21 protein-coding genes are annotated in these 21885 nt (G+C 74.6%); 9 read left to right on the forward strand and 12 right to left on the reverse strand.

The genetic code is table 11. The annotated features are described in order from the left end of the window. Positions 1–213 precede the first annotated feature (213 nt). Positions 214–1761 carry an MFS transporter gene (locus ACIO92_RS01140; protein WP_402056395.1) on the reverse strand — a complete coding sequence of 516 codons (1548 nt, stop codon included), beginning with the start codon at positions 1759–1761 and terminating at the stop codon, positions 214–216. A gap of 197 nt (positions 1762–1958) precedes the next feature. On the opposite strand from ACIO92_RS01140, the gene ACIO92_RS01145 reads away from it, so the two are divergent. After that, on the forward strand, positions 1959–2690 hold the full coding sequence (locus ACIO92_RS01145; protein WP_366440738.1) for a hypothetical protein: 732 nt from the start codon (positions 1959–1961) through the stop codon (positions 2688–2690). 147 nt (positions 2691–2837) lie between these two features. After that, positions 2838–3278, forward strand: coding sequence for an SRPBCC family protein (locus ACIO92_RS01150; protein ID WP_402056013.1), 441 nt, complete (start codon positions 2838–2840; stop codon positions 3276–3278). A 102-nt stretch (positions 3279–3380) separates the two neighbouring features. Here the strand turns inward: ACIO92_RS01150 and ACIO92_RS01155 are convergent, their stop codons facing one another. The 5 genes from ACIO92_RS01155 to ACIO92_RS01175 all read right to left on the reverse strand — a co-directional run bounded on the left by ACIO92_RS01155 (position 3381) and on the right by ACIO92_RS01175 (position 8552). Next, complete coding sequence (locus ACIO92_RS01155) at positions 3381–4187, reverse strand: DUF1295 domain-containing protein (protein WP_402280541.1); 807 nt, start codon at positions 4185–4187, stop codon at positions 3381–3383. Positions 4188–4302: 115 nt separating this feature from the next. After that, a complete protein-coding gene (locus tag ACIO92_RS01160; protein ID WP_402280539.1) occupies positions 4303–5721 on the reverse strand; it encodes a class I SAM-dependent methyltransferase in 1419 nt (472 codons plus the stop codon). Then, positions 5718–6500 carry a DUF1365 domain-containing protein gene (locus tag ACIO92_RS01165; protein WP_366440735.1) on the reverse strand — a complete coding sequence of 261 codons (783 nt, stop codon included), beginning with the start codon at positions 6498–6500 and terminating at the stop codon, positions 5718–5720. Before ACIO92_RS01165 ends, ACIO92_RS01160 begins: the two co-directional genes overlap by 4 nt. Next, complete coding sequence (locus tag ACIO92_RS01170; RefSeq protein WP_402280537.1) at positions 6497–7753, reverse strand: NAD(P)/FAD-dependent oxidoreductase; 1257 nt, start codon at positions 7751–7753, stop codon at positions 6497–6499. Before ACIO92_RS01170 ends, ACIO92_RS01165 begins: the two co-directional genes overlap by 4 nt. A 178-nt stretch (positions 7754–7931) precedes the next feature. Beyond that, the gene (locus ACIO92_RS01175; RefSeq protein ID WP_366440733.1) at positions 7932–8552 is read right to left on the reverse strand and encodes a sigma-70 family RNA polymerase sigma factor; all 621 of its coding nucleotides are present in this window, start codon (positions 8550–8552) and stop codon (positions 7932–7934) included. Between the two features lie 644 nt (positions 8553–9196). Between ACIO92_RS01175 and sigK the strand changes: the two genes are divergently transcribed. Further along, positions 9197–9772, forward strand: coding sequence for an ECF RNA polymerase sigma factor SigK (gene sigK, locus ACIO92_RS01180; protein ID WP_401236354.1), 576 nt, complete (start codon positions 9197–9199; stop codon positions 9770–9772). Beyond that, a complete protein-coding gene (locus ACIO92_RS01185; RefSeq protein ID WP_402280535.1) occupies positions 9769–10521 on the forward strand; it encodes an anti-sigma factor in 753 nt (250 codons plus the stop codon). The genes sigK and ACIO92_RS01185 overlap by 4 nt, the downstream gene beginning before the upstream one ends. Positions 10522–10989: 468 nt before the next feature. On the opposite strand, the gene ACIO92_RS01190 is transcribed toward ACIO92_RS01185, so the two are convergent. From ACIO92_RS01190 to ACIO92_RS01205, 4 genes are read right to left on the reverse strand one after another with little or no spacing between them, the layout of a single operon-like run. Continuing rightward, the gene (locus ACIO92_RS01190; RefSeq protein ID WP_366440730.1) at positions 10990–11337 is read right to left on the reverse strand and encodes a hypothetical protein; all 348 of its coding nucleotides are present in this window, start codon (positions 11335–11337) and stop codon (positions 10990–10992) included. Beyond that, complete coding sequence (locus ACIO92_RS01195; protein ID WP_366440729.1) at positions 11334–11537, reverse strand: hypothetical protein; 204 nt, start codon at positions 11535–11537, stop codon at positions 11334–11336. The genes ACIO92_RS01190 and ACIO92_RS01195 overlap by 4 nt, the downstream gene beginning before the upstream one ends. Beyond that, positions 11534–12202 carry an Asp23/Gls24 family envelope stress response protein gene (locus ACIO92_RS01200; RefSeq protein ID WP_402280533.1) on the reverse strand — a complete coding sequence of 223 codons (669 nt, stop codon included), beginning with the start codon at positions 12200–12202 and terminating at the stop codon, positions 11534–11536. The genes ACIO92_RS01195 and ACIO92_RS01200 overlap by 4 nt, the downstream gene beginning before the upstream one ends. Then, positions 12199–12867, reverse strand: coding sequence for an RNA polymerase sigma factor (locus ACIO92_RS01205; protein WP_402280531.1), 669 nt, complete (start codon positions 12865–12867; stop codon positions 12199–12201). Before ACIO92_RS01205 ends, ACIO92_RS01200 begins: the two co-directional genes overlap by 4 nt. A gap of 465 nt (positions 12868–13332) precedes the next feature. Between ACIO92_RS01205 and ACIO92_RS01210 the strand changes: the two genes are divergently transcribed. The 5 genes from ACIO92_RS01210 to ACIO92_RS01230 all read left to right on the forward strand — a co-directional run bounded on the left by ACIO92_RS01210 (position 13333) and on the right by ACIO92_RS01230 (position 17938). Beyond that, positions 13333–13812 (forward strand): Asp23/Gls24 family envelope stress response protein, encoded by a 480-nt coding sequence (locus ACIO92_RS01210; protein ID WP_366440726.1) that lies wholly within the window; start codon positions 13333–13335, stop codon positions 13810–13812. Between the two features lie 95 nt (positions 13813–13907). Beyond that, positions 13908–14093 (forward strand): hypothetical protein, encoded by a 186-nt coding sequence (locus tag ACIO92_RS01215; RefSeq protein ID WP_366440725.1) that lies wholly within the window; start codon positions 13908–13910, stop codon positions 14091–14093. Then, positions 14090–15292, forward strand: coding sequence for a DUF6286 domain-containing protein (locus ACIO92_RS01220; RefSeq protein WP_402280528.1), 1203 nt, complete (start codon positions 14090–14092; stop codon positions 15290–15292). Before ACIO92_RS01215 ends, ACIO92_RS01220 begins: the two co-directional genes overlap by 4 nt. Further along, positions 15289–15864: a hypothetical protein gene (locus tag ACIO92_RS01225; protein ID WP_402280526.1), complete on the forward strand. Its 576-nt coding sequence runs from the start codon at positions 15289–15291 to the stop codon at positions 15862–15864. The genes ACIO92_RS01220 and ACIO92_RS01225 overlap by 4 nt, the downstream gene beginning before the upstream one ends. A 64-nt stretch (positions 15865–15928) precedes the next feature. Continuing rightward, entirely contained in the window at positions 15929–17938 is a 2010-nt protein-coding gene (locus ACIO92_RS01230) for a regulator (protein ID WP_366440722.1), read from the forward strand. 2573 nt (positions 17939–20511) lie between these two features. Here ACIO92_RS01230 and cas2e read toward each other — a convergent pair. After that, a complete protein-coding gene (gene cas2e / locus ACIO92_RS01235) occupies positions 20512–20838 on the reverse strand; it encodes a type I-E CRISPR-associated endoribonuclease Cas2e (RefSeq protein ID WP_402056031.1) in 327 nt (108 codons plus the stop codon). Further along, the gene (gene cas1e / locus ACIO92_RS01240) at positions 20826–21884 is read right to left on the reverse strand and encodes a type I-E CRISPR-associated endonuclease Cas1e (protein WP_401236203.1); all 1059 of its coding nucleotides are present in this window, start codon (positions 21882–21884) and stop codon (positions 20826–20828) included. Before cas1e ends, cas2e begins: the two co-directional genes overlap by 13 nt. Position 21885: the final 1 nt, after the last annotated feature.

The raw sequence follows: 21885 nt of genomic DNA on the forward strand, positions 1-21885 counted from the left end.
GTCCAACCCTTTTCCAACCATCGGCCAACCACCCCTCAGCCGAAGCCGGTTCCGGCAGATCGGCGGGCGCCCGGCGGGCCGTACGGACCGACGGACCGCCCTCGCTCCCGGTCCGCCCTCACACGTCTCCCCCACCGCACACCGCACACCGCACACCGCACACCGTCCGGAGGGTCCGCGCGTTCTCCGCGGTCCGGAAGGCCGAGACCGGCCTCAGCCCTTCTCCCGCGCGGGAGACGGTTCCCCCGGGCGCTCCCCTGGGTCCAGCGGTGTGCCCTTTCCGCCGGGGTGGCGCAGGGCGGCCAGGAAGCCCAGGCCGAGGGCGATGGCCATGCCGTAGAACACCCACTGGTTGGCCTGCGCGAAGTCCACGCGGATCGCCGACACCGCGTCCCGCGTCGCCGTGGCGACCGGGCCCGTCCCGGTGGGCGGCGCCGAACCGCCGTGCCCGGACACGGAGTCGCTGACACCGCGCGCCACCCGTTCCGCCAGATCCGAGGGGACGCCCCGCGCCCGCAACGTGTCCGTGACGTTCTCCGTCGTCGCCCGGCTCAGGAGCGTGCCGAAGACCGCCAGGCCCACGCTGGCCGCGTAGTTGCGGACCGTCTGGGTGATGCCGGTGACCTCGCCGTACGAGGCGCCGATGGCCCGGTTGACCGCGTCCGTGGAGGCCGGGGCGAGGACGAAGCCGATGCCCGCGCCCGCGAGGACGACGTACGGCCACTGGTCGTGCATGGACAGACGGGTCAGCCGGTGCGCCCACAGGGCGAAGCCGACCGCGCCGAGGACCGTCCCCACCAGGAGCGAGGGGCGCGGACCGCGCTTGTCGAGGATCCGGCCGCCCCACTGGGACGCGAGGGCGAAGCCGACGAAGAAGTACAGCAGGAACAGGGCCGCCTGGTTCGGCGAGGCGCCGAGGGAGACCTGCGCGTACACCGAGGAGAAGAAGAACACCGGGACGAAGGCGAGCATCGCGAAGAACAGCACGACCGTGTCGACCGTGAACGCCTTGTCGCGGAAGACCCGGAGGTCGATCAGGGGATGCCGGACCCCGCGCTCGTACCGGACGAAGACGTACAGGACGGCGAGGCCGCCGACGACGCACAGCCAGGTCGCCCAGCTGCCCCAGCCCCACGACCACGCCTGCTGGAAGCCCAGCACGCTCAGGCCCATGCCCACGGCGACGAGGACCGCGCCGGGGACGTCGAGGGTGCCGGTGCGCGGCCGGTCCTGGATGTGCGCGCGGGCGGTGAGGACCAGGGCCACCAGGGCCACCGGGACGTTCACCCAGAAGACGGCCCGCCAGGTCCAGGAGGCGGTGAGCCAGCCGCCGAGCAGCGGTCCGAGGGCGGTCAGCGCGCCGGAGATCCCGAAGAACAGGGCGAGGGCCCGGCCGCGCCGCTCCACCGGGAAGACCGCCACCACGACCGCGAGCGCGGCGGGGAAGAGCAGGGCCGCGCCGAGTCCCTGGACGGCCCGGAAGACGATGAGCCAGGTCTGCGCGTGGGCGCCGGAGGGCACGCAGCCGCACAGGACCGAGGCGATCACGAAGACGAGCGTTCCCGCGACGACGACCCGCCGGGGGCCGTACAGGTCGGCGAGACGGCCGCCCAGGGCGAAGAACGCGGCCAGGGCGAGCAGGTAAGCGTTGACGACCCACTGCATCCCGGAGCTGGTGAGGCCCAGTTCGCGCACGATCTCGGGGGCGGCGATGGAGACGATCGTCTGGTCGATGAACGTCATCGCCACCGCGAACATCATCGCCGCGAGGGCCACGGTCCTGCGGGGGCTCCGCGCCTCCGCCCCGTGCGCGGCGCGCGTTCCCGGTCCCGTCCCCGGCCCGTTGCTCACCCTGCCCAGTGTGGCCCCGTCCGGGGGCTTCCGCACCAGCTGGGCCCGGCGGCGCCCACGGGCCGACGGGCCGGTACGGTGGCGCCACGCCGCCGGAGGGGAAGCAGATGTCCGAGCACGTGATCGAAGACCTGGTGGCGGACTCGGTCCGCCTCCTCGACCGGTACGCGGCGGCCGAGGATCCGCGCCCCCGCGACTGGTTCCGCGCGCTGTACCGCTTCCAGGACGGCCACGACTGCTCGTTCACCCACTTCCGCGTGATGGACGCGCTGCTGCGCCGCCGCCACACGTACCGCTTCCCCCTCGACCGTCACCCCGACCACGCGGAGCGCTCGGGGTGGTTCACCTCGCTCGACGGCTTCACCGCGCTGCGCGAGCACGACGAGCACGACGCCCGCGACGAGGACGGTCCGGGGTTCGAGGGGTACGGAGACTGGCTGGAGGACGGCTACGCCGATCCGCCGTTCCTGTACTGCGACGCCGGGAGCGCCCTGTGGGGGCGGCTGGTGGACGCCGGTGAGCTGCGGGGCGCGGACGCGGTTCCGCCCGGCCGGGTCCCGCTGATCGAGGTGGTCCGGGAGATCGCGGTCGCCGCCGAGCGGGACGGCGACCGGGAACTCGTCGGCTGGTGGTACGGGTTCGGGTGCGAGGTCCTGCTGGGCGGTCCCGGGGGCTGCCCGTTCGGCGTCGAGGAGCTCGCCGTGATGCCCGCGGTGCGCGAGCTGCGGGCGGTGGTGGAGCGCACCGGCGTTCTGGCCTTCGCCCGCGAGTCGCCCTACGCGGTTCCGGCGGAGTTCGCGGACGCCCATGAGCTCGAACGGTGGTGGTGGCGCCCGTAGCGCCCCGGATCACGCCCCGGAGGAGCGGGCCGGAGGGGTGACCACCGGGGCGTCCGGTGGGGCGAGGTGCATCCGTGTCCGCCGTCGGGCGGGAAGCACCGGTGTCCGGGAGTCGTCCGGCGCCCGGACGCGATGAAGGAGGACCGTGTGGTGATCCGTGTGGAGCGTACGTTCGTGGTGCGTCGCCCCCTGCCCGAACTGGTCGCGTATCTGGAGGACTTCGCCCACGCGGAGGAGTGGGACCCCGGCACCGTCCGCTGTGCGCGGCTGGACGAGGGGCCGGTGGCGCCCGGCGCCCGGTGGCACAACACCTCGCGCTTCCGGGACCGTACGACCGAGCTGGAGTACCGGCTCGCCGTCCGCGAGCCCGCGCGGCTCGTGTTCGTCGGGGAGAACCGGACGGTGACCGCCGTCGACGACCTCCGGTTCCTGGACGAGGGGACGGACACCCGGCTGACGTACCGGGCGTCCCTCGGGTTCAAGGGTCTCGCCCGGTTCGCCGCCCCCTTCCTGCGGGCGGAGTTCGAGCGGCTGGCCGACGGGGTGTCCGCGCGTCTTCCGGCCGCCGCCGAGGCTCGGTCGTCCTGAGGACGGCCGAGCCCGGGGCCGCTCCGGGGCCCGCGATCCGCATCGTTCGCGCATCGTTCCGTGCGGTCGGCCGGGTCCGTACCGTCCGCCGGGGCCCTGCGGTCAGCCGTCGCGGGCGGGCGGCCGGGGGAAGAAGCCGCTGGTACGGGCCCGGTAGTCGGCGTACCCGGGGCGGTCGGCCATGTGCGCCTCCAGGAGCCGCTTGCCGCTGCCCCAGATGAGCAGACCGCTCATCACTAGCGGCGAGACCAGGGCGAGGAGGGCGGTCTGCCAGGTGGCGCAGGCCGTCAGGTAGAGGCCCCACCAGACGAGGAAGTCCCCGAAGTAGTTGGGGTGCCGGGTCCAGCTCCACAGTCCCCGGTCCATCACCCGGCCCCGGTGCGCCGGATCGGCCTTGAAGCGGGCGAGCTGGTGGTCCCCCACCGCCTCGAAGGCGAGACCCACCGCCCAGACGCCGAGGCCCAGCATCCCCGTGGCTCCCAGGGGGCCGGGGAGCAGGACCGCGACCTGGACGGGCAGGGAGACGAGCCAGACGAGGGCGCCCTGGAGCAGATAGACCGTGCGCAGGGCGTGGAGCGTGGGGTTGCCCCGGGCACGGGCGAGCATCCGCGCGTACCGGGGGTCCTCCCCGTGGCCGCGCCCGCGCCGGGCGATGTGGAGGGCGAGCCGCAGTCCCCAGACGACGGTGGCCAGGGCGACGGCGGTGCGGCGCGCGTCGTCGCCGTGACCGGCCGCGAGGGCCCAGGACACGGCGGCGACGGCGGCGAAGGCGAGGCCCCAGGCGACGTCCACGTACCGGTGCAGGCCCCGCGCGGTCCCGAAGGCGAAGGCCACCAGCATGACGGCGAGGGCCGTGACCGCCGAGGCGGCCAGTACGGTGCCGAGGGCCCCGGCGTCGACGGCGGTCATGACGCGTCCCCGGCCGGGCTTCGCGTGTCCCGGGCAGGGCTTCGCCTGTCCCGGGCAGGGCTTCGCGTGTCCCCGGGCGGGCGGGGGTCCGGCGTGCGCCGGGCGGTGGCCGGGCTCATCGGGTGTCCTCCGGGGTGTCGGCGGTGAGCAGGAGCTGGCGGACGTCGAGGTAGTGGGACCGGAACCCGGCCTCGGAGTAGGCGAGGTAGAACTCCCAGAGGCGCCGGAAGACCCGGTCGAAGCCGAGGGCGTCGACGGCGTCCGCCTCGCGGAGGAAGCGGGCCCGCCACTGCCGGAGGGTCTCGGCGTAGTGGTCGCCGTAGCCGGTGTCGTGGGTGACGCGCAGTCCGGCGGCGGCGCTCTCGCGGGCGAGGGCCTCCGGCGAGGGGATGAGGCCGCCGGGGAACACGTACTTGCTGATCCAGGTGTGGGTACGGGCGGTGGCGAGCATCCGCTCGTGCGGCATGGTGATGGCCTGGAGCCCGATCCGGCCGCCGGGGGCGAGGAGGCGCCGGAGGGCGGTGAAGTAGTCGGGCCAGTACTCGGCGCCGACGGCTTCGATCATCTCGACGCTGACGACGGCGTCGTACCGGCCCCGGACGTCGCGGTAGTCGAGGAGTTCGACGGTGACGCGGTCGGCGACCCCGGCGCGCACCGCGCGCTGCCGGGCGAGGGCGAGCTGTTCCGCGGAGAGGGTGACGGTACGGACCCGGGCGCCGCGCAGCGCGGCGCGGACGGCGAGTTCGCCCCAGCCGGTGCCGATCTCCAGGAGCCGGGTGCCGGGGCCGGTGCCGGTCAGGTCGAGGAGCCGGTCGATCTTGCGGTGCTGGGCGGCGGTGAACTCCGCGTCGGGGAGGATCCCGGGCGTGTCGGGGAGGGGGTCGAAGACGGCGGAGGAGTAGCTGAGGCCTGGGTCGAGGAAGAGGGCGAAGAGGTCGTTGGACAGGTCGTAGTGGCGGTGGATGTTCTCGCGGGCCCCGTCGGGGGTGTTGCGGTCGGCGGTGGGCCTGCGGCTGACCCAGGCTCCGCGCAGTCGGCGCAGGGGGGCGGGCACGAGGTCGTCGACGTGCCGGGCGAGCACGGTGAGGACACCGACGAGGTCGTCGGCGTCCCATTCCCCGGCCATGTACGACTCCCCGAAGCCGATGAGACCGTCGGCGCCGATGCGGCGGTGGAACGCGTCGGGGTCGTGGAGCACGAGGCTCGGTACGGCGGGCGCGCGCCGCCCGGGGACGGGGCTCGGCGCGGCGTCCCCGGGCGCGCGCCGCCCGGGGACGAGGGGCGCGGGGCCGTGGGCCCCCCGGGCCGGAACGGTGCCCGGGGTTTCGCGCCGCCCGGGGACGGGGGGCGTGTCGGTGGCGGTCCGGATCCGCAGCGGCAGCCGGGCGAAGGCCCGGCCGACGAGGTGGCGGGCGACGGCGGTCCGCGCGGCGGACACCCGGGGCGGCCGGGCGACGTCGGGCCAGCGGTCGGGGTCGACCCGGACGGGGCCCGTGGGCGCGACGGGCGTGGCCGGGGGGAGCGACAGGGTCACGGGGTGCCCTCCTCGGGCGAGTGGGTGGGACGGGGGCGGACGGGGAGCCCCTTGAGGTACAGGCGGATGCCGTGGCGGCGGATGCCGGCCGAGACCCCGAGGGTCGGCCAGGGGTGCCGCAGGGCGGCGGCGAGCAGGTTCCGGGTCCCGGCGGGCCGGTGGACGCCCCGGACGGTGGCGGTCAGGGGGCGGGTGCCGTCCGGGTGGCGGAGCTGGACGGTGAGGTCGAGGCGGTCGCCGGGGAGCGGGAGCCGCATCCGGTAGACGCCCTCGACGTCGAGGAACGGCGAGACGTAGAACTGTTTGGCGGTCTCGGCTCGGCCCCGCGCGTCGGGGCGCAGGAGGTAGCAGTGGCGTCCGCCGTACGTGTTGTGGACCTCCGCGACGACGCAGACGGGACGTCCGGCGCGGTCGTGGCACCAGTACAGGGTGAGCGGGTTGAAGACGTGCCCGAGCACGCGCGCGTGGGTGAGCATCAGGACGTGTCCGTCGGCGTCGTGGACCCCGTGGGCGGCGAGCTCCGCGTCGAGACCGGCGCGCAGGGTGGGGGCGTCGCCGTCGAAGTGGTCGCGCGGGTCGAAGCGGGCGAGGGGCCGCAGCGGGACGGGGAGCACGGGCAGGTCGTCGAGGTCGACCAGCCACATGTAGGTGCGGTGGCGCAGGGCGTACCGGAAGGGGGTGACGCGGGTGTGGGCGATCTCGGTCTCGTACAGGGCGGGGACGGACGGCGCGGCGGCGACGGCGTCCGGGGCGCGGGGCGCGGGCGTGGCGGTGGTCACCAGTCCACCCCCAGGCGCCGGGCTGCCGTGACGCCCGAGCGGCAGCCGTCCTCGTGGAAGCCCCAGCCGTGGTAGGCGCCCGCGTAGGCGGTGACGGGGCTGTCGAGGGTGGGCAGGAGCCGCTGGGCGGCGACGGACTCGGGGGTGTAGACGGGGTGTTCGTAGGTCATGCGGGCGAGGACCGTGGACTCGTCGACGCGGTCGCCGGGGTTGAGCGTGACGATGTGGGGTTCGTGGGTGGGCAGCCGCTGGAGCCGGTTCATGTCGTAGCTGACCTGTACGGCGTCGGGGCGGGCGGTGCACGAGGGGAGCCAGTAGTTCCAGGAGGCGCGGGCGTGGGGCGAGCGCGGCAGCAGTGAGGTGTCGCGGTGCAGGACGGTCGGGTTGCGGGAGTACGTGAAGGCGCCGAGGACGCGCCGCTCCTGTTCGGTGGGGTCGGCGAGGAGGCGCAGGGCCTGGTCGGGGTGGACGGCGAGGACGACGGCCGTGTGTTCGGCGGACTCCCCGTCGGCGGTGACGACGGTCGCCCGGTCGGCGCCGCGCACCACGGCGTGCACCGGGGTCGCGGTGCGGACCGAGGCGAGGGACTTGGCGACGCGTTCGACGTACGCGGCGGAACCGCCGGTGACGGTTCTCCACCGTGGCGAGCCGGTGACCGAGAGGAGTCCGTGGTGGTCGAGGAAGCGGAACAGGTACACGGCCGGGTAGCGGAGCGCCGTGTCGGGGGCGCAGGACCAGACGGCGGCGACGAGCGGGACCGCGAAGTGGCTGACGAAGTGCGGGGAGAACCGGTGGTCGCGGAGGAAGTCGCCGAGGGTGCGGGTGGTGTCGTCGGCGGCGAGCAGCCGACGCGCGGCGCGGTGGAAGCGCGGGACGTCGGCGAGCGTCAGGAGGTGACGGCCCCGGAGGGCGTTGCCGCCGCCGAGGAGACCGCGGAGCCCGCGCGCGCCCGCGTACTCCAGTCCGCATCCGTCGCAGCGGACGGACATGCTCATCTCGGAGTCCTGGGTGGTGACGTCCAGCTCGCGGAAGAGGCGCAGGAGGTGCGGGTAGGTGCGGTCGTTGTGGACGATGAAGCCGGTGTCCACATGGAGGGTGCCGCCCTCGGGGGCGGGCAGTTCATGGGTGTGCGCGTGTCCGCCGAGCCGGTTCTCCGACTCGTAGAGGACCACGTCGTACGCGCGGGACAGGACGTGGGCGGCGGTGAGTCCCGCCACCCCCGACCCCACCACGGCGACGCTTCGTCGGTTCATCGTCTCCACCCCTCGTGTGACGGCTGCCGTCCGTTCCCGGCGGCGGCCCGTGCTTCTGCTGATGGTTCGGAGCCCGCGCGCCGCCGGACGGGCCGCACGGGGCGGGCGGGGCGGGCGGCCCCTCGCTCGTGCGCGGGGCGGCGGGCGCGGCGGGCCGGTCGGCCGTCCGCGCGGGGGCTCACCCGGCGGTGGCGGCGGGGGCCAGGCTGTGGCGCAGGCGCAGGAGGCCCCGGCGGGCGTGGCTCTTGACCGTGCCGAGCGGCAGGCCGGTGCGGTCGGCGATCTGGATCTGGGTCAGATCGGCGAAGTAGGCCAGGGCCAGTACGTCGCGCTGGACGCGGGGCAGCCGGGCCAGTTCCTCGGTGACGAGCATCCGGTCGAGGACCCGCTCGGGTTCCCCGGTGGTCCCGGTCTCGTGCCGGAGGGCGGAGCCGAGGACCGAGGCGAGTTCGGTGCGGCGGGTGCGGGCGGTCAGGGCGTCGGCGGTCTTGCGGCGGGTGATGCCGACGAGCCAGGCGGGGAGACTGCCCAGGTCGGGGCGGAAGTTGGCCCGGCCGCGCCAGGCGGCGACGAACACCTGCTGGGTGACGTCCTCCGCCTCGCGCGCATCGCCGAGGGCCCGTGCGGCAAGGGTGTGCACGAGGCCGCCCCAGCGGTGGTAGGCGGCGTCCAGACAGCGTTCGTCGCCCCGGACCAGGCCCCGCGCGATCGTGTCGGCGGCTTCGCCCTCGCCCGGGGTGCGGAGGGGGAGGGGCTCCGTCGCGGTACCGGGGCCGCCGGTCGTCCGGTGTGCGGTCATGACGGTTCCTCCTCCGGGCGGTGGCGCGGACGTCCACCGGGGCGGTCGGCGGGACCTGACCGGCCCCGTGTCCTCTCACCGTCCGGCCCACGGGTCACCCGACTCAAATCGCACCGTTTCCGCATCGATATCGAGGGCGGCGGTACGGGGTGGGGTGACGGGCGCCGCACGTCCGGTGCGGCCGGGCACGGTCCACGACCGGGCGGACGGTCCAGGGGCGGAGCAGACGGTTCAGGGCGGAGCAGACGGACCACGTACGGGGTCGGCGGTCCAGGGGTGGAGCAGACGGACCACGTGCGGGGTCGGCGGTCCGGGGACGGAGCGGACGACCGTCCACGGGGCGGGGTGGTCCACCCGCGGAGCTGACGGTCCACCCGAAAGAGGCATCCGAAAGCGCCGTCCCGCCGACGGAGGTACGCCGAACCCGCCGCCATCCGCAGGCGCGTCGGCTACGAAGAGTCCACGGAGACCGAACCCGAGACGCCGCCGGGCCGCCCGTACGGCGGTCCCGGACCGCCCCACCCACCGAGGACCACCATGCGATGGACACACCGCCTCCTAACGGCCGCCCCGGACGGCCGCCCTCCGCACCGTCACCGCCCGCACCGCACCGGACGCCCGGAGTGCGGCCGGTGACGCGTGCCCTGCCCTCCGGCTCCCGCGGCACGGGCGCGCGGAGCGACCTGTCCGACGTCGTGCGGCAGGTGGCCCAGGGCGACAAGGCCGCCTTCGCCACCCTCTACGACGCCGTCGCCCCGCTCGTCTTCGGCATCGTGCTCAAGGTCGTGCGCGACCGGGCCCAGTCCGAGGAGGTCACCCAGGAGGTCATGATCGAGCTGTGGCGGCAGGCCGCGCGGTACCGGCCCGAGGCGGGCCGCGTCACCACTTGGGCGGCGACGATCGCCCACCGGCGGGCCGTGGACCGGGTCCGCTCCGCGCAGGCCGCGACCGACCGGGAGCACGCCCGCGCCGCGCGCGAGCACACCACCGCCTTCGACGAGGTCGCCGAGCAGGTCGAGACCCGGCTGGAGAGCGAACAGGTCCGCCGCTGCCTGCGCGGACTCACCGAGCTCCAGCGCCAGGCCGTGACCCTCGCCTACTACGGGGGCCTCACCTACCGTGAGGTCGCCCAGACCCTGAGCACACCGCTTCCCACCATCAAGACACGTATGCGCGACGGTCTGATCCGCCTCCGCGACTGCATGGGGGTGACCACGTGAAACAGCAGCGCTCCGACGTCCACGCCTTCGCCGCCGCCTACGCCCTCCACGCCCTCGAACCGACCGAGCACCACGACTTCGGCATCCATCTGCCGCACTGCGAGGACTGCCGCAGGGACCTGGCCGAGTTCGAGGCGACCGCGGCCCGGCTCGCCGCCGCCGTGGGCCGGACGCCGCCGGACGGCCTCAAGCAGCGGACCCTGGCCGCCGTGGACGGCGTACGGCAGCTGCCGCCGCCGGTGGACGTGACCCGCCCGACGGTCGGCCTCGCACGGCGGCTGCGCGGGAAGGCCGTGCCGCTCGCCCTCGCCGCCGGTGTCGCCGCCGCCGTCTCCTTCGCGGGCGTCGCCGCCTGGCAGCACCAGCGGGGCGAGCAGGCCCGGGAGCGGGCCCAGCGGGCGGAACAGCGGCTCGACACGGCGGGTTCCGTCCTCGCCGCGCCCGACGCGCGTACCGTGCGCGGGCGGACCGCCGGGGGAGCCCTCACCACCGTCGTGTCCTCGGACAGCCGACGGGGAGCGGTCTTCACCGTCACCGGCCTCCCCGCCCCGGCGGCGGGCCGCACCTACCAGTTGTGGCTCGCCCGGGGAGGCACCATGCACCCGGCCGGGCTCGTGCACGGCGACGGCACCGTCGTCCTCGACGGCGACCCCTCGGGAGTCACGGCGGTCGGCCTCACGGTCGAACCCGCCGGAGGGTCCGCACGGCCCACCACACAGCCGCTGCTCCTCCTCGCGCTCCCCTCCTGACACCCCGTGTACGCGAACGGCCGGGCACCCCGCACGAAGGTGCCCGGCCCCGATGCGGACCGGACGGGCCCGGCCCCCGACCCGGTCCCGTCAGCCCCGGCCACCGGTCCCGGCCCCGGCCCCCGCGCCCCGGGGGCGTGTCATCGGTCTCGCGGTCGGCTCGCCACCCGATCCGGTCCCACCCGCGCGACGGCGCGGACGGCGTCTGTCGGCCAGCGTCGCCGGAGCCCGGACGGCCGTGCCGCACAGGCTCCTGACCTGACCGCCGCCCGCTCCCCTCCGATCCCCGAGGAGCCGCGACGCCGAGACACCGTGGCTCCGGCGCCGCTGAGCCGTAGCGCCGTCGAACCATGGGGCCGTCGAGCCATGGGGCCGTCGAACCGTGCGCGACGGACCGTGCGCGACGGACCGGAAAAGGCGGGGCTCCGGGAGCACCGGATGAACCGACCGCACCGGAGAAACCCCTGGTCAGACGCGTCCGGTGACCGTCACGGTGACGTGGGCACGGGCCGCTCCGCCCGGCAGCAGCGATTCCAGACGGTCCTCGACGGCCCGTCGCGCCGCGCGGGCGACTTCGAGGGTGCGGTCGTTGCTGAGGGCCACCAGGCGCACCCCGACGTCCCAGGACCCGCCGCCCTCGGCCTCGCGCACCGAGATGCCCGCGCTCGTTCCCGGGCTGGCCCCGTCGGTCCCGGGAGCGCCCGCCGAGGGCCTCAGCAGCCCGGAGAGCCGGGGCCTGAGGAAGGCGACGCCCGGCACCTCCAGTACGGCGCGGGCGATCTCCTCGGAGAGCGTGACGCGGGTGGTGTCGGTCATCGGAACGTCCCTTCGGGTTCGGCGGACTTGCTCGCGGTGCCGGAGATCACGACCTCGGGCACCACTGCCTCGCGGGCCGTGGTGCCGGAGATCACGACTTCCGGCACCACCGCCCCGGAAGCCACAGTGGCGGAGATCGTGGCCTCGGGCACCGTGGCCCCGGAAGCCACAGTGGCGGAAATCGTGTTGCCGGGGCTCACCCCGTCCCGGGGGCCGCGATGTCGGAGATCACGATGTCCACGGCCCCGACCGGCATCCCCAGCGCACGGTCGGCCGCCCTTCGTACGGCGAGGCGGATGGTTTCGGCGACGGTGGGGAGGTGCCGGTCGGCGGGGGCGTGCACCTCCATGCGGACGGTCGGCGCCGCGTCCGCCGCCGCGCCGTGGAAGCGACACGATCCGGCCCTGACGCCCGGGACGGTCTCCGCCGCCGCCCGCAGCGCCCGCGCGGCCACCGCTTCCATGATCCACAGGTCTTCGGCGGCCCGCCCCAGCGGAAGCGGCCTTCCCGGACGCAGTTCGAGCCGTACGACCTCCATGATCCGGCGCGTCAGCGACGCGGTGCCCCCCACGGGGAGGTCCGGCTCGTCCCGCAGTCCCCGTACGGCCGATCCGAGCCGTTCGAGGTCTTCGGCGGCCCGGCGGCAGGCGTCGCAGGCGGACGGGTGCGGATCGGGCTCGCGGGGATCGGGCAGGCGAGGATCGGACACCCGGGGTCCGGACGCGTGGGGTTCGGATGCGCGGTGCTCGGACGCGCGGTGCTCGGCGAGGGCCCAGACGTCGGCGAGCCGCCGCCCGCAGGCCAGGCGTTCGTCCTCACCGTCGAACCCGTCCCCGTGGTCGGGCGGCGTGGTGTGCGTGGTCATCGCCAGTCCCCCATCACTCGTGTCAGACAGCGTCGTGCGCGGAAGACCCGGGCGCGCACCGCCTCCTGGCTGATCCCGACCGCTTCCGCGATGAACTCGTACGAACATCCGTCGAGTTCGCGCAGGACCCAGCAGGCCCGCTGCTCGGCGGAGAGGAGGCCGAGCGCCTCGCGCAGTTCGCGGACCGCGTCGCGCGCCTCGGCGATGCGCGGCGGGGACACCGCGTGCTCGGGCGCCTGGACGTCACCGGCGGCCTCCAGGGGAGCCGTGGTGCCGCTGCGGCGGAGCACGTTCAGACAGCGGTTGGTGACGATCCGGTACATCCAGGTGGCGAAGGAGGAACGGCCCTGGAACTGGGGAAGTCTGCGCCAGGCGCTGATGAACGCGTCCTGGACGGCGTCCTCCGCCTCGGTACGGGCCCCGAGGAGCCGGGTGGCGAGCCGGATCAGCGTCGGCGCGTGCCGCTGCACGAGCACGGCGAACGCCTCCTCGTCGCCCTCGGCCGAACGGGCCACCAGCAGGGGCTCGTCGCTCCTGTCGTCCGGGGCGTCGGAGGCATCCGGGTCGGGCGGGACGGACGGGTCGTCGGCCCAGGACGGCCGCCGGGGCTCCGGCGAGCCGTCGAGGGTGTCCGGCGGGACGTGGTCGGTACGGGCACCCGCCATCGGGCGGCTCCTCTCCCCGGCCTCCTGTCCGTGGGACACGCCGGAGGCCGCGCTGTCACGCGCCCTTCGGAGCCGAGGGGGTGTCCGGATGCCCCACAGGGGTGCCCGACAGATGTTCGTACGGTCACTGGCGTCGTCCTTATGGGGCACGGGCACGGCTCTTCCCTGGTGCGCGGCCCCTGACGTGCCGCCGTCTTCCCGACACCCGGCCCCTCCTCATCCCCCTGGGGCCCTGCCCCGGCATCCGGCTCCTTCTCGATTTCCGGCCTTTCTCAACGCCCGCACTTTTCTCGGCTTCCGGCGTCACAGCGACGGACGGCCGGTGTCTGTAGGGGTGCGGGCAGCTCACCACCCCACCGAAACGGGTGCGGGCAGCTCATCGCCCCACCGAGAACGAATGCGGGCAGCTCACCACCCACCCAGAACAGGTGCGGGCGGTCCACCGCCCCACCGAGGAGGAAAGCCATGACCCCCCAGACCGCTTCCGCCACCCAGCACGTACCGGCGCCGTCCGTACCGGCTCCGGCGGCTCCGGCCGACGGGGCGGACCGTCCCGTGCACGAGCGGGGGAGGACGTCGATCGCCGAGGTGGTCGTCGTGAAGGTGGCCGGCATGGCGGCGCGCGAGATCCACGGCGTCCACGACATGGGCGGCGGGATCGCCCGGACGATCGGCGTCGTCCGCGACCGGGTCCCGGGCGGGCGCCCCCATGTGGGCCGGGGCGTGAAGGTCGAGGTCGGCGAGCGCCAGGCGGCCGTCGACCTCGATCTGATCGTCACGTACGGCGTCCCGATCACCGAGGTCGCGCGGGACGTCCGGGAGAACGTCGTCGAGGCCGTGGAACGCATCACCGGTCTGGAGGTCGTCGAGGTCAACATCGCCGTCAACGACGTGCACCTGCCGGACGACGACCGGGAGTCCCCGGCCGACACCCGCGTGGAGTGAACCCGTCACGGCGGCCGTGTCCGGAAGACGGCACCTGGCCGCCCGTCCAGTCGGTCCTGCCGCCACCACGGCGGCCCGGAGAAGGGAAGAAACGGATGACGGCGTCGTTCACGGGCACGGTGGCCGGGATGACAGTGGGTTTCGCGGGGTGGTCCGGAGGGCTTCCGCCCTTCCTCCTCGCGGCCGCCCCGGGCACGGCGGGACGGGCCGCCGGACACCGGCTGGAGGGCGGCGGCCGGGTCGAGGACCTGTACGACGCGGTCGGACGGGGCCGCCGATGACCCGCGCGACCACGTCCACGACCGCGCCGGTGCCGGTGCCGGTGCCGGTGCCCGGCGCCGTCGCTCCGGCCGCCCGTACCTCGCCCTCCGGCACCCTCAGAGTCTCGGAGAAGGCCGTCCGCAGGATCGTCGAACGCACCGCGAGCGAGGCCCTGCCACCGGGAAGCACGGTGACCCGCGCGACCGCCCGCGTCCGGGGAGGCCGGGCGCGTACGGGGGTACGGATCGCGTTGACCGTCACGCCGGGCCCCACCAAGCTGACGACGGTCGGCGAGCCGGACCCGACGCCCCCTCCTGGCCACGCCCCGGCGACCGGCCCCGTACGGGCGACCGGCTCCGTCACCGCCGCCGTCCGAGCCGTACAGGACCGCGTCTCCTCCCGTACGGAACTCCTGACCGGCCTGCGCGTACCCCGCCCCGGCGTCGAGGTCACGGCCCTGCGGCTGCCGGGGCGGACGCCACCGACGGTCCGGGCCCCCGCGCCGACCGTGCCCGCGCCCCGCCCGGCCCTGAGCGAACGGCCGACCCCGGCGGGCCGGCGAGGGCCGCGCGTCCCCCGCCGCTGGTGGTCCCCCCGCCGGGTCCCGTCGGCCGTGCTCGCCCTCGCGGTGGCGCTGGCCTCGGGAGCCACGGCCGCCGACGAGCTGGGGGTACGGATGGCCGGAGGGCGCCCGGCGGCCTGGCGCACGGGCCTCCTGGACCGGTTCGCCGGATACGGTCCAGGCGACCCCGAACTCGTCCTTCCGGCCTTGCTGACCGCCGGGACCGGTCTCCTCCTGATCGCCCTGGCGGTCCTCCCCGGCCGACGTCGGCTGTGGCCCGTCTCCGCCGCGCCGGGTCTGGTGTCGGCGGTCGACCGGAACCTCGTCGCGGCACTCGTACGGGAGGCGGTGGCGGCGACGCCCGGCGTCACCCGGGTACGGGTCCGCGCCCGGCGGCGGCGCGTCACCGTCCGCGCCCGTCTGCTCCACGGCGACCCGTCCGCGACGACGCTCGCGGCGGAAGCGGCGGCGGCCACCGCGATCACCGCCTGCTGCCCGCACCGCCCGCCACGCTCGCGCGTCCGGCTGCGCCCCGACGACCTGTGGGTACCGGACGGCCCGTACGGCCCGGAGCATACGAACCGCCCGAACCGCCCTGTCCCTACGGTCCGTACGGACACCGGGGAGACCGCCCGGCCCCGGGGAGCAGTCCGATGAGCGACGGAACCTCGACGGCCGCGCGTCGCCTCGCGCTCGGCCTCTCGGGCCTCGGACTGCTGGCCCTGAGCGGATCCACGGCGCTGGCGGCGGGCCCCTGGCCCGTACGGCTCCCGTCGTGGTGGCCGCTCGCCGGGCGGGGCGCGCCCCTCCCCGGCGCGCACGGCCCGGTGGTGCTCACCGCCCCCGGATGGTGGCCGTACGCGCTGGCCGCCGTCTGCGGGGTGGCCGCCGCCCTGCTCGCCGGGACACGGCCGCGCGGCCCGTCCCGGCTGCCGCTCGCCGCCCCGGACACGGCACTGCGGACCCGGGCCCTGCGGGACGCGGTCAAGGCCAGGACGCGGGCCGTCCCCGGGGTGGCGCGCTGCCGCACCCGGGTGACCGGACGGCGCCTGCGGCTCCTCGTCCACCTGGACGTGGCTCTGCACCCCGGCGCGACCCCGGAGGAAGTGTTGCCTGAACTCTCCGCTCTCCAAAGCAACTTGGAGAAGGCACTGGCTCCCCGGACCGTCCTCCTGCAGGTCCGGTTCCGCCGGGCACGCCTCCCCCTCCCGCGCGGCGGGCGCACATGACGGACTCTGGCCGGAAGACGACACCCCGCCGGATGCCCCGGCCCTTCTGGCGGAGAATGAGGACATGCACAGTTGGAGTCCGCCGCAGAGCGGGCCGTTCGTGGGGCGCAAGCAGGACATCGACGAGTTGGTCTCCCTGGTGCGGGACCGGCGGCTGGTCACCCTCGTGGGGATGGGCGGGATCGGCAAGTCCCGTCTCGCCGCGCGGGTCGCGGTGGAGGTCGAGGGCGACCCGTTCACCGCCGGACACTGGGCGCCCCTCTGGTCACTCACCAACGCCAGCCTGCTGACCCCGCTGGTCGCGGACGCCTGCGGTCTGTCGGACCACTCCCCCAACGATCCGGTCGACGCCCTCGCCGCCCGGATCGGCCCGCGCCGCGTCCTGCTGGTCCTGGACTCCTGCGAACACCTCGTCGGCGCATGTGCCGCGCTGGTCGAGGCACTTCTCGCGCGGTGCCCCGCGCTCGTGGTCCTGGCGACCAGCCGGGAACCGCTGGGGACGGACGGCGAGACGGTCTTCCACGTCGGCCCGCTCCCCCTCGACACCGAAGCCCTGGAACTCTTCTCGGCACGCGCCGCCGCCACGGGCGTACGGTTGACCAGCCCCGAGGAACGCGTCGCCGCCGCCGAGGTGTGCCACTGGCTGGAGGGCGTCCCGCTGGCCCTCGAACTGGCCGCCGCCCAGCTCCCGGAGCGCCCCGCACCGGCGATGGCCCGACTGCTGCGCGGCAGAATGGCGCTCGCCGAAGGCCCGGACAGCCAGGTCCTGCCCTTACGGCACCGGGCACTGCGGACCAGCATCGGCTGGAGCCACGAACTGTGCGAGCCGCATGAACGGCTGCTCTGGGCGCGGCTGTCGGTGTTCCGTTCGGGTGCCACCGTGAGCGACGTGAAGTGGGTTTGCCGGGGCGGGCCGTTGACCGATGCCCGGCTGGAAGCGGCGGTTGAGGGCCTGGTCCGCAAGAGCGTGCTGACCCGCTCCGGCAACCGGCTGCACATCTTCGACGCGGTGCGCGAGTACGGGGCGTTGTGGCTGGCGGAGCTCGGCGAGACGCGGGCGACGGCCGACCGTCACGCGCGCCACTTCCAACGGCTCGCCCTGGCAGCCGAACACGCGTGGTGGGGGCCGCAGCAGTCGTCCTCGTACGCCACGCTGGCCGCCTGCTACGGCGATCTGTGCGACGCGCTCGAACACCTCCTCGCGACGAACCCCGCCGGAGCCTCCGAACTGGCCGGTGCCATCGGCTTCTTCTGGGCCTGTTCGGGCCATCTGCACGAGGCCGCGCACTACTTGGAGGAGTGCATTCAGACACCCGTCACGGACCCGGGCGTCCTGGCCCGGATCTGCTGGGCGCTCGGCGTGGTGCGGTGCCTCCGGGGCGAGTACGAGGCGGCGGAGCGGCTGGCCGACAGGACGCAGGAGGAGGCGGTGCGGGAGGCGGACGGCACGCTGCTCGCGGACGCCGCCTATCTGCGGGGCCTCGTGATGCTGATGCGCGGCGAGCCGCTGAGCGCGCTCGCCGTCTCGGACCTGGCGCTCGCGGGCCCTGGCATCGGCGCCCCGGCGACGGCACGGTGCCGCCTGGTACGGGTCTTCGCCCTGACGGCGTCGGGCGACCTCGGAAAGGCCCGCGCCGAAGCCGAGGCCCTGCGCGCGGACGCGGTCTCGGTGGGCGAGCACTGGACGCGTTCCTACACGGAGTACCAGTTGGCGGTGATGGCTCTCCTGGAGCAGAGATCCGCCGACGCCGCCGTGCACGCCAGAGCCATGCTGCGGGACAAGCGGCTCATCGGCGACGCCTTCGGCCTGGGCCTGGGCCTGGACCTGCTGGCAGCGGCGCTGACGGCACTGGACCGCGCGGAGGAGTCAGCCGCGGCCTCGGGCACCGGCCAGGTCTTCTGGGAACTGGTGGGCCACCCCCAACGGGGCACCCCCGAACTGGAACCGATGCGTCGGCACGCGGAGCGGACAGCCCGCCAGAAAATCGGAGACACGGCCTACGACAACACCTACTTCCTGGCCACCCTGTCGGACCCGTACGCAACACTGGAAACAATCCTCACCACCAACTGACACCCAACTCCCCTCTGCCAGAATGAAGCCATGCCAAACACCCCCCACAAAAGCAAAGAAAAGACAAAGCCCACCTGAAACCCCAGGTCAGAAAGGGTGGTCCCCGCGAAGGCGGGGGTGTTCCGACGATTGCCCGCTACGGACGGGTCGATCTTCTGTGGTCCCCGCGAAGGCGGGGGTGTTCCCGGGAAATGTTCGTTGCAGGTGGCTGGACCATCGTGGTCCCCGCGAAGGCGGGGGTGTTCCGGCGAGCGCCTCCGGGTTGGTGGCCGCGCGACGGTGGTCCCCGCGAAGGCGGGGGTGTTCCGGGGTCGGTGCGGGCGGCGATCGAGGTCGGGCCGTGGTCCCCGCGAAGGCGGGGGTGTTCCGAGAAGCATGTTCCGCAGCGCCGCGCGGACCAGGTGGTCCCCGCGAAGGCGGGGGTGTTCCGACCAGGAGAGCGGACATCTTGGCGGTGTCCTGGTGGTCCCCGCGAAGGCGGGGGTGTTCCGACAGGCCATGGTGCCGAGGGTGGTCAGGGACCGTGGTCCCCGCGAAGGCGGGGGTGTTCCGGAACCACACTCGCACCGCCTCGGCTTCCGATCGTGGTCCCCGCGAAGGCGGGGGTGTTCCGGGCCGGTTGTCTGGGCGCACGGGAACCGAATCGTGGTCCCCGCGAAGGCGGGGGTGTTCCTGGGCCAGGCGCAGGAAAGGCTGGGCCAAGATCGTGGTCCCCGCGAAGGCGGGGGTGTTCCATGGGCGTGCTGCGGCTGGGCGTGGTGATGAGCGTGGTCCCCGCGAAGGCGGGGGTGTTCCGGAGTCGATGGAACCGGGGCGGTTTGTTGGTGCGTGGTCCCCGCGCAGGCGGGGGTGTTCCGGGGCCGGGCGGGTTCCCGAAGTACGCCTCGGGGTGGTCCCCGCGCAGGCGGGGGTGTTCCGTCCGTGAGGGCCTTCGCCGCGGTGCCCATGTCGTGGTCCCCGCGCAGGCGGGGGTGTTCCGGCGCTCGGGATCGCCTCGCCGTCGAAGGTCACGTGGTCCCCGCGCAGGCGGGGGTGTTCCGAACGATGTCCCGGTCGGCGAAGCCGACGAGCAGTGGTCCCCGCGCAGGCGGGGGTGTTCCGCTCCGACGCCGTAGTCCGGGAAAACCTGTCGGGTGGTCCCCGCGCAGGCGGGGGTGTTCCGTAGCCGTCCGGGGCGGGCCGGGCGCCGAACATGTGGTCCCCGCGCAGGCGGGGGTGTTCCAGTTGGGGGGTGGGTTGGCAAGGGGACAGCTGTGGTGGTCCCCGCGCAGGCGGGGGTGTTCCGGGGCCGACGACCCACCGGTGCCGCCACCACGCGTGGTCCCCGCGCAGGCGGGGGTGTTCCCCCAGCGCGCCGCCGACACCAGCGCCCTGATGCGTGGTCCCCGCGCAGGCGGGGGTGTTCCGGTGGACTTGCCCGCGCCCGCGACGCCGATGACGTGGTCCCCGCGCAGGCGGGGGTGTTCCGAGGGTCCGGCGCACCCCGAACCGCCCCTGACCGTGGTCCCCGCGCAGGCGGGGGTGTTCCGGTCTGCTGCCGAGTGTAAAGCAGGGGCCCGGAGTGGTCCCCGCGCAGGCGGGGGTGTTCCGGTCACCTTCTGCGGACCGCCGCCCTCGGGCTGGTGGTCCCCGCGCAGGCGGGGGTGTTCCGGAGCGCCACGGCGCTTCGGCCACGGCCATGGGGTGGTCCCCGCGCAGGCGGGGGTGTTCCGTCGCCGGAGGATTCCGCGAGCGCCACGGCCACGTGGTCCCCGCGCAGGCGGGGGTGTTACGCAGCGGCCTCCCGGGCGGCGGTGAGCGCGGTCGTGGTCCCCGCGCAGGCGGGGGTGTTCCCGGAACGCGCGCGCCGTCGGCGCGGGCTGGGTCGTGGTCCCCGCGCAGGCGGGGGTGTTCCGGTCGCGCGGGTAGGGCTGGGTGGTGCTGATGGGTGGTCCCCGCGCAGGCGGGGGTGTTCCGCCGGGGATGGGCGTCTGGGCCAGCTCCTCCATGTGGTCCCCGCGCAGGCGGGGGTGTTCCGCGCCTATCGAAGTCGAAGCAGTGGTTCAGCCAGTGGTCCCCGCGCAGGCGGGGGTGTTCCGCCACCAGCAGGTACTTCATGGCCGTCCGCAAGGTGGTCCCCGCGCAGGCGGGGGTGTTCCGCATCAAGGTCATGACGGGCTCGCCCGTATCACGTGGTCCCCGCGCAGGCGGGGGTGTTCCGTCGCCATGCTCGGTGGGCAGCGGGACGTCGAGGTGGTCCCCGCGAAGGCGGGGGTGTTCCGCGCTTGCGTCTGGGACGGGGCCGGGATGCTCTGTGGTCCCCGCGCAGGCGGGGATGTTCCGCAACTGGGTCTGGATGCCGCACAGTTGGAGGGGTGGCCCCCGCGCAGGCGGGGGTGTTCCGGACGTGCATCCGGCGCTGCTGCTGATGCTCGGGGGGGCCCGCGCAGGCGGGGGTGTTCCGATGGCCGGGTCCGGGGTGCGGATGCAGTCGGCGTGGTCCCCGCGCAAGCGGGGGTCCGGGCTCAGGGTTGTCGGAGGGCGGTGCGGTGCGTGGCGCTGGGCGAGCACAGGGGCCGTACCGCCTTGGGTGGTTACCCCCAGCCCTCCTCTGCCGTGTCGTCGGGCAGTAGTTCCTCCGGGCGGAGGGCGATGAGGGTGAGGCCGTCGAAGTCGACTGGGATTCGGCGTCGTTCGCCTGCTGTCAGGAGGGTGTAGCCCTGTTCGTTCGCGTCGGGGTAGGCCAGGACCGCCGCCCCCGTGCCGATGGATGCGCTGACCGTGGTCCAGAGTTCGTCGCGGACCCGGGCGGACAGCGTGCCGATGTAGAGGCCCGGCGCGGGTTCCATCATCCAGCGGGTGAGGGCGCCCCGGACGTGGTCGGGAACGGCCGTCGTGTTGAGGACGGTCATGGAAGGCACGGCTCACCCCCGCCCACCTCGTCGTCGGCCTTTCCCGTCTCCTCGGCCACGGCGAAGTCCGCTGCCGCCCCGGCGTAGTTGACCCCTGCGGGCACCGATCCCTGCTTCGGGTCCCAGAGGTTGACCAGTTCGACGGCGTGACCGTCAGGGAGGGGCGTGGTGTCGTCCGGGGAGAGCAGGGTCTGGATGTCGTTGACGATGCGCGGCAGGAGCTTGTACAGGCGCAGCCCCTCCCGGAAGCCGCGCCGTGCCATGGCTTCGGGCTGGGGCGCGTCATGGAGTGAGAAGGCGAGCGGGATCGTGAGTTCCGCTTTGTACAGGTCGGCGATGTCGTAGACGAGGGCGTGCTGTTTCCCCTGGTGGACGAAGCCGAGGGCGGGTGAGCAGCCGAGGGCGACGATGGCCGCGTGGGTGATGCCGTACAGACAGGTGTTGGCGGAGGAGAGGGCCAGGTTGACGGGGTCCTGCTGGTCCCAGGCGGCGGGGTCGTAGGAGCGGCGGAAGCGGCCGATGCGGTGTTGCTGGGCGAGGAGCTTGTAGAGGGCTTTGACCCGCTGGCCTTCGAGTCCCCGGAGGGCGTTGAGGGGTGTGGTGGGTGGGACGGCGATGTCGAAGCGCTTGTGGTACATGCGCTGGGCGACGGCGAGCCGCCGGTCGGGGTCGCTCCACTGGTGGACCTGCGCTTCGAGCCAGCGGGTGGTGAGGGCGTCGGACGTGGTGGCGGAGTAGCAGCGGACTCCCCCGGAGCCCGCGCAGACGACGGTGGTGCCGTGGCGCGCGAAGGTGGCGAGGGCGGGCTGGGTGATGGAGGTACCGGGGCCGAGGAGGACGCAGCCGAGGGCCGCGGTGGGGAGGTACACGCGGGTGGTGCGGCCGTCCTCGGTGGTGGTCTCGGCGCTGACGCCGGTGTCGTCCTGGACGATGCGGACGACGTCGGCGTACAGGAAGGAGAGGGAGTCGCCGATGCGCGGCAGCATCGCGAGGGTGGGCGCGGCGATGCGGCGGCGGGCGGTGGTCTCGCGGCGCGGGGCGGGAGAACTGGTCATG

Source organism: Streptomyces sp. NPDC087215 (genome assembly GCF_044744885.1).
In the GTDB taxonomy this organism is placed as follows: domain Bacteria; phylum Actinomycetota; class Actinomycetes; order Streptomycetales; family Streptomycetaceae; genus Streptomyces.